This is a genomic window from Caldimonas taiwanensis NBRC 104434, assembly GCF_001592165.1.
In the GTDB taxonomy this organism is placed as follows: Bacteria; Pseudomonadota; Gammaproteobacteria; order Burkholderiales; family Burkholderiaceae_C; genus Caldimonas; species Caldimonas manganoxidans.
On record NZ_BCWK01000090.1, the window covers coordinates 1 to 681 of the forward strand.

Annotated in this window: 1 protein-coding gene; it reads right to left on the reverse strand. The window is 64.8% G+C overall.

Going from position 1 to position 681, the window contains the following annotated elements:
* A partial coding sequence (locus tag CTA01S_RS16815; protein WP_198150917.1) for an Ig-like domain-containing protein occupies nucleotides 1–681 on the reverse strand: 681 nt, incomplete at both ends.

The following is a 681-nucleotide window of genomic DNA, read 5'->3' on the forward strand; positions in this document are numbered from 1 at the left end:
ACATCGGGCTGGGCCACGGGCGCATCGTTGACTGGGGTGACCGTGACGGTGACGGTGGCGGTTTCGGAGGTACCGCCCGAGGAGACGGTGTAGGTGAAGCTGGCTGGCCCGTGATAGTTGCTTTCGGGAACAAAGACCAGCAAGCCGCTCGTCGTGAGGCTGACGCTGCCATGGGCAACGGCCACCGCCGGGCCTGCGGCGAGGATGGGCTGCCCATCGATGGCGGTGATGCTGTGAGCCGGGTTGGAGAAGGTATCGTTGCCCAGCACATCCAGAGTGGCCGGAGTGTCCTCGCTGATCGTGAAGCTGTCACTGACGATGTCGCTCACCGGGGTGATGGTCAAAGACAGCGTGTCGGTGACGCTGTCGCTGCCGTCGGTGGTGGTGACGGTGATGGAGGCCGGGCCGTGATAGTCGGCTGGCGGCACATAGGTGGTTCCAACCAAAGCGCCGTTGACGGCCGAGGGCGAACCCGACAGGGTGATGCTGCTCGTACCGTTGCCCGAGACCGTCACCCCGCTGGTCGAGCCCAAGGTCAGCGTACCCAACGAGGCAGTGATGGTGGTGGTGATCGACGCACTATCGACGTCGGTGACGTAGGTGCCGGGCGGCAAGGTGACCGACGAGTCTTCGGCCATCGTCACCGCGTCCGGCATGAAATGCTGGGGCGCATCGTTGACC